This window comes from Embleya scabrispora DSM 41855 (genome assembly GCF_000372745.1).
In the GTDB taxonomy this organism is placed as follows: Bacteria; Actinomycetota; Actinomycetes; order Streptomycetales; family Streptomycetaceae; genus Embleya; species Embleya scabrispora.
This window is the reverse complement of record NZ_KB889611.1, coordinates 1-6506: the sequence shown is the minus strand read 5'-3', so window position 1 is coordinate 6506 and position 6506 is coordinate 1. Positions and strand designations below refer to the sequence as shown.

Below are 6506 nucleotides of genomic sequence, written 5' to 3'. Positions count from 1 at the left end.
CCCCGTACCATCCGCCGCCGCCGCGAACGCCTTGCACCGACCATCCACCGCAAGACCCCGCTGCCGACTGAACTCCACGAACATTCCGGGGGTCGTCATCACCGAAGCACCGCCGGCCAACGCCAGGGTGCACTCGCCCTGCCGCAACGCCTGCACCGCCAGATGCAAAGCCGTCAACGACGCCGAACACGCCGTATCCACGGTGATCGCCGGACCCTCCAGACCGAACGTGTACGCCAGACGACCCGACAACACACTGGCGAGGAAACCGGTCGCGTAGCCCTCGAAATTCTCCCGGGCCCTGTCCAGCAGGAGCGCGTACTCCTGGCTGCTGGTGCCCACGAAGACACCGGTGCGGCTCCCCCGCAGGGAGGCCGGTGTGAGGCCGGCGCGCTCGAACGTCTCCCAGGACACCTCGAGGAGCAGGCGTTGTTGCGGGTCGAGCGTCAGCGCCTCGCGTGGACTCACTCCGAACAGGCCCGCGTCGAACGACGCCACGTCGGCGACGAACCCGCCCTCGCGTGCGTAGCTCTTCCCCGGCCGGTCCGGGTCGGCGTCGTAGAGGCCCTCGATGTCCCAGCCTCGATCCCGGGGGAAGGGCTCGATCGCGTCCCTTCCGGAGACCACCAGTTGCCACAGGTCCTCCGGCGAGCGGACGTCCCCCGGGAAGCGGCAGCCCATCGCCACCACCGCGATCGGCTCCGCGTCGGCGTCCTCCAACTCCCGCAGGCGCGCTCGTGTCTCGTGCAGGTCGGCGGTGACCCGCTTGAGGTAGTACCGAATCCGGTCGTCCGTCACCATGTGCAACCACCTCGTCGAGACGTCACCGTTGTGCCTTGCTCGCGGGCTCCGGCCCGAGGTCAGGAAATCCCCAGCTCCCTGCCGATGAAGTCGATGACTTCCTCGTCGGTCGCCAGGTCGAGCTCGTCCGCGACGGTCGTGGCGTCCTCCCGTGCGTCCGGTGCCCGGTCCGGTGCGGGTGCGTGTTCGCCCGCCTGTCGAGCGAGCGCGCGCAACCGATCCGCCACTCGTTCGCGTCCGGCGGCGTCCAGCGATGTCGCCGCGAGGTGCACGGCCCAGGCGTCCAGGCCGGCGAGGACGGTGTCGACCGGTGCCTCCAGCCGCGACACCAGTACGGCTTCGAGGTGTCGACCGAGGGCGGCGGGGGTCGGGTGGTCGAACACGAGTGTGGTGGGCAGGTTCAGGCCGGTTGCGGCGTCCAGACGGTTGCGCAGTTCCACGGCGGTGAGCGAGTCGAAGCCCAGTTCCTGGAACGGGCGTTGCGGATCCACGTGCCCGGGCGTCGGGTGACCGAGGACGAGGGCGATGCGATCGCGCACCAGGTCGAGGATCAGCGCGCTGCGGTCCTCGGCTCCCAGGGGTGCCAGGCGTTCGCGCAGGGCGTGCGCCGCGCCCGGCTCCATCGCCGTCGGCGTAACGTGGACCAGGCCGCGCAGCAGTGCGGGAAGCGTGCCGTTCTCGGCGGCGGCACGCAGTTCCCCGGGGTCGAGGTGCGTCGGAACCCACCCGGCCCGGCCGGCCGCGAGTGCCTCGTCGAACAGTGCGAGGCCCTCCTCGGTGGAGAGGCCGCCCGTGCGGGTGTACTCCGCCCGGCCCGTGTGCCCCGACCGCGACCCCATCCCCCCGGCCTCGGCCCAGCGGCCCCATGCCAGCGACGTCGCGGGCAGGCCGGTGTCGTGGCGGTGTCGGGCCAGCGCGTCGAGGAAGGCGTTGGCGGCGGCGTAGTTGGCCTGTCCGGGGGCGCCGAGCGTGCCCGCGGCGGAGGAGAAGACGACGAACGCGGCCAGGTCCGCGTCCCGCGTCAGCTCGTGCAGGTGCCAGCCGCCGTCGACCTTGGGCCGGAAGACCGCGCCCAGTCGGGCGGGCGTCATCGAGTCCAGGACGCCGTCGTCGAGCACACCCGCCGTGTGCACCACGGCCGTCAACGGGTGCTCGGCGGGCACCGATGCCAGCAGGTCCGCCACCGCGCCCCGTTCGGCCACGTCGCACGCCACCGCCCGCACCGTCGTCGCGCCCGCGGCGGTGAGTTCGGCAAGCAATTCCGCCATGCCCCGCGCGTCCGGTCCGCGGCGCCCGGCCAGCACGAGGTGCTTCACGTGGTGGGCGCCCACCAGATGTCGGGCCACCTCCGCGCCGAGCGCCCCGGAGGCGCCGGTGATCAAGGCCGTACCCGCCGGATTCCACGCGGGAGGCATCGTGAGCACCACCTTGCCCACGTGCCGGGCCTGGGCCAGGAAACGGAATGCGGCGGGCGCCTGCCGCACGTCCCACGTGGTGACCGGGATCGGCCGCAACCGCCCGCGCTCGAACAGTTCGACGATCTCCGCAAGCATCCCGGTGATGCGCTCGGGGCCGGCGTCCATCAAGTCGAACGCGCGGTAGGCGATCCCGTCGTACCGGGCGGCGACCTCGTCGGCGTTGCGGATGTCGGTCTTGCCCATCTCGACGAATCGGCCGCCCGGCCGCACCAGGCGCAGGGAGGCGTCCGCGAGGTCCCGCACCAGCGAGTTCAGCACCACGTCGATGCGACCGCCACGACGATCGTCGCTCGTCGTGCCGAACCGTTCCTCGAACTCGGCGGTACGCGAGGAGGCGAGGTGCGCGTCGTCGACGCCCAGGGCGCGCACCGCGTCCCACTTGCCGGGACCGGCCGTGGCGTACACCTCGGCACCGAGGTGGCGCGCCAACTGCACGGCGGCCATGCCGACACCGCCCGCCGCCGCGTGCACGAGCACCTTCTCGCCGGGCCGTACGTCGGCCAGGTCCACGAGGCCCTCGTAGGCGGTGAGGAACGCGACGGGCACGGACGCGGCCCGGGCGTACGACCAGCCCCGCGGAATCCGTGCGATCAGGCGCTGATCGACGACGGCCACCGGCCCCAGGCACCCGGCCGCGAGGCCGAACACCCGGTCTCCGGGAGTGAGTCCGGTGACGTCGGGTCCGACCTCGGTGACGACGCCGGCGATCTCGCCGCCCAGCGCCCGTTGGTCGGAGACCATGCCGAGGGCCATCACGATGTCCCGGAAGTTGACGCCGGCGGCGCGCACCGCGACCCGGACCCTTCCCGGTCCGAGCGGTGCCGCGGCTTCCGGGCAGGGAGCGAGGAGCAGGTCGTCGACGGTGCCGCCACCGCCCAGGTCGACCCGCCACTCCCGGGTTCCCGCAGGCGGCACGAGCGTGCCGGACGGCACCCCGCGGGCCAGCCGGGGAACGAACATCCGGCCCGCCCGAAGCGCGAGTTGCGGTTCGTCCCCGGCCGCCGCCCCGACCAGGGCGGCCGTCGAGGTGCGCTGCCCGTCCGAGTCGACGAGCAGGAACCGTCCCGGGTGTTCGGTCTGCGCGGCGCGCACCAGGCCCCACACCGCGGCCGCCGCCACGTCGGTGATCGGCTCGTCGCCGGCAACGGCCACGGCGCCGCGGGTGGTCACCACGAGCCGGGACGAATGCAACCGGGTTTGCGCAAGCCAGGTCCGGAGCGTGTCGAGCACGGACAGCGCCAGAGCCGTGGCGGCGCCTGCCGGGTCGTCGACGACCGCGTCATCGGTGCCGGCCGCACCGGTGGACCCGGTTTCGTCCGTGCCGCCGGCTTCGTCCGCCCGCTCGGCTCCGCCGGTGCGAACGGCGTCGCCGTGACACGGCAGGAACACCAGATCCGGCACGGGTGCACCGGACTCGATCGCCGATACGAGAGCACCGAGATCGATGTGCGTCGTGGCCGCGAGCCGCTCCGCCGGAGCGCCGTCCCCGAGCACGGCAAGAACAGGGGTCCGCGTCCGTGTTGCCGACGGAACGGGCGCCGTCTCCACCCAGTCGACGTGGAAGAGGCTGTCACGGGTCCGGTCGGCCCGGAGCTGCCGCGTGGAGACGGGGCGGGTCAGCAGCGATCCGACCGACGCGACCGGGGCGCCGTGCTCGTCCCACAGGGCGAGGGAGACCGCGTCCGTACCCGCCGGGGTCAATCGTGCGCGGAGCACCGGTGCGCCTGCGCCGTGGAAGGACACCTCGTGCCATGCGAACGGTGCTCGGACCTGTGTCGGCCCGTCCCCTCGATGCACCGTCGTTTCCCCCGCGGTGAGGAGGGCCACGTGCAGCGCGGCGTCGAACTGCGCCGGGTGGAGGGCGTATCCGCCGTTGCCGGAGCGCGCCGCGTCGGGGAGCGTGATCTCGGCGATCAACTCCTCCCCCAGGCGCCAGGCTCCGGTGAGCCCGCGGAAGGCGGGGCCGTACTCCAGGCCGGCCGCGGCCGTACGCTCGTAGAAGCCTTCGAGCGCGACGGGTTCCGCTCCCGAAGGCGGCCATGGCTCGCCCGCACGCGCCGGCGCGGCGACCGCCTCGGGGGCGAGCGTGCCCCGGGCGTGACTCACCCACGGGGCGTCCGGCGTGTCCGGGGTCGCCGTGCGGGCGTCCTCCTCCCGGGAGTACACGCCCAGCGAGCGCCGCCCGTCCTCCGCTGCGGGCCCCACCCGCACCTGTAGGCGCACGGCACCGTGTTCGGGCAGGACCAGCGGTGCCTGCTGGGTCAGTTCCACCAGGCGCCGGCATCCGGCCTCGGCGCCGGCGCGGACCGCCAACTCCACGATGGCGGTACCGGGGAGGAGCGTCGTGCCCAGCACGACGTGGTCCGCGAGCCATGCCTCGGTCCGCCGGGATACCACCCCGGTCAGCACCCTGCCCTGGGCGTCCGCCAGATCCAGGGCTGCGCCGAGCAGGGGGTGTGCCGGCGCGTCCAGGCCGACGGCGCGCACATCGGCGGCGGGGGCCGCGGCGCTCCAGGGGTAACGGCGGTGCTGGAAGGGGTAGGTGGGCAGGTCCGTCCTGCGGGCGCCGGTGCCGGCGAAGAAGCGGGGCCAGTCGACCCGGGCGCCGCGGGCGAACGCCCGGGAGAGCGCCGTGCGCACGGTGTCGGCTTCCGGACGTCCGGCGCGCCCCGCCGGGATCGGCACGGCGCGGGTGTTCGGGGGTTCCTGCGCGAGGCAGTCCTGGGCCATCGCCGTCAGCGTCCCGGAGGGGCCGATCTCCACGAACGTGCGCACCCCCGCGGCAACGAGTCGGCGCATCCCGTCGTGAAAGCGCACGGTCGCCCGGGCGTGCCGGACCCAGTACTCCGACGAACACAACTCGTCCGAGCCGGCGATGTCCCCGGTGATGTCCGAGACGATCGGGATGGTCGGCGGATGGAAGTCCAGCTTCCGCGCGACCGCGCCGAACTCGTCCAGCATCGCGGCCATCTGTGGGGAGTGGAAGGCGTGGCTCACCCTGAGCCGCCGCGTCTTGCGCCCTTTGCTCCGCCAGCGCTCGGCGAGGTCGAGCACCGCGCTCTCGGCGCCCGACACGACGACCGACGCGGGTCCGTTGACGGCGGCGAGGGCCATCCGATCGACATGTGCGGCCACCTCCGGCAGAATCTCCGCCTCCGTCGCCTGCACCGCGACCATGGCACCGCTGCCGGGCACGTCCTGCATGAGACGGCCCCGCGCGGCGACGAGCACGCACGCGTCCTCCAGGGACAGGACGCCGGAGACGTGCGCGGCCGCCAACTCGCCGACGGAGTGGCCGAGCAACAGCTCGGGGGTGAGCCCCCAGTGCGTGAGCAGCCGGAACAGCGCCACCTCGTACGCGAACAGTGCCGCCTGGGTGAACGAGGTCTGCTCCAGGAGCGCGGCCGTCGTCGTCCCCTCGGGGGCGTACAGGACGTCCCGCAGCGGGCGGTCGAGATGCGGGTCCAGCCCACCCGCGACGGCATCCAGCGCCTCGGCGAACACCGGGAAGGCAGCGGACAGTTCGCGTCCCATGCCCGCGCGCTGGCTGCCCTGCCCGGAGAACAGGAACGCCTGCCCGCCCTCGGCGGTCGCCCCTTGCACCAGCCCCGGGGCCGGGCGGCCCTCGGCCAGGGCCGTCAGACCCGCGAGCATCTCGTCCCGATCGCGCGCCCACACCACGGCCCGGGTGTCGAGGGTCGCCCGTGAGGTGGCCAGCGACCAACCGACGTCCGCCGCACGCGCGTCGGGTAGGGAGCGGATCCGATCGCCCAGGCGCCCGGCCTGGTCGCGCAGGGCCCGCTCGCCCCGCGCCGAGACCACCAGCGGTACCGGCCCCTGCGGGATGTCCGTCCCGGTCGGGGCCGGGGCGGCGTCGTCGACCGTGCCGGGCCGGGGGGCCTGTTCCAGGATCACGTGGGCGTTGGTGCCGCTGATCCCGAAGGACGACACCCCGGCGCGACGCGGCCGGCCGGTCCACGGCCAGTCCCGCGCGTCGGTCAGCAGGCGAACCGCCCCGGAGGCCCAGTCCACGTGCGGCGAGGGTTCATCGACGTGCAGGGTCCTCGGGAGCACGCCGCGACGCATCGCCATGACCATCTTGATCAGCCCGGCGATGCCGGCCGCGCCCTGTGTGTGGCCGATGTTCGATTTGATCGATCCCAGCCACAGCGGCCGATCCGCCGGGCGCTCCCGACCGTAGGTCGCCAACAACGCCTGAGCCTCGAT

The 6506-nt window shown here is 73.7% G+C and carries 2 protein-coding genes; both read right to left on the bottom strand.

Annotated elements, in window-relative coordinates; translation table 11 throughout:
* The coding region (locus A3IC_RS0112025) for a beta-ketoacyl synthase N-terminal-like domain-containing protein (protein ID WP_020550301.1) at positions 1-801 on the bottom strand (801 nt) is incomplete at its 3' end.
* 59 nt (positions 802-860) lie between these two features.
* Positions 861-6506: type I polyketide synthase (locus A3IC_RS53885; protein WP_020550300.1), on the bottom strand; the 5646-nt coding region annotated here is incomplete at its 5' end.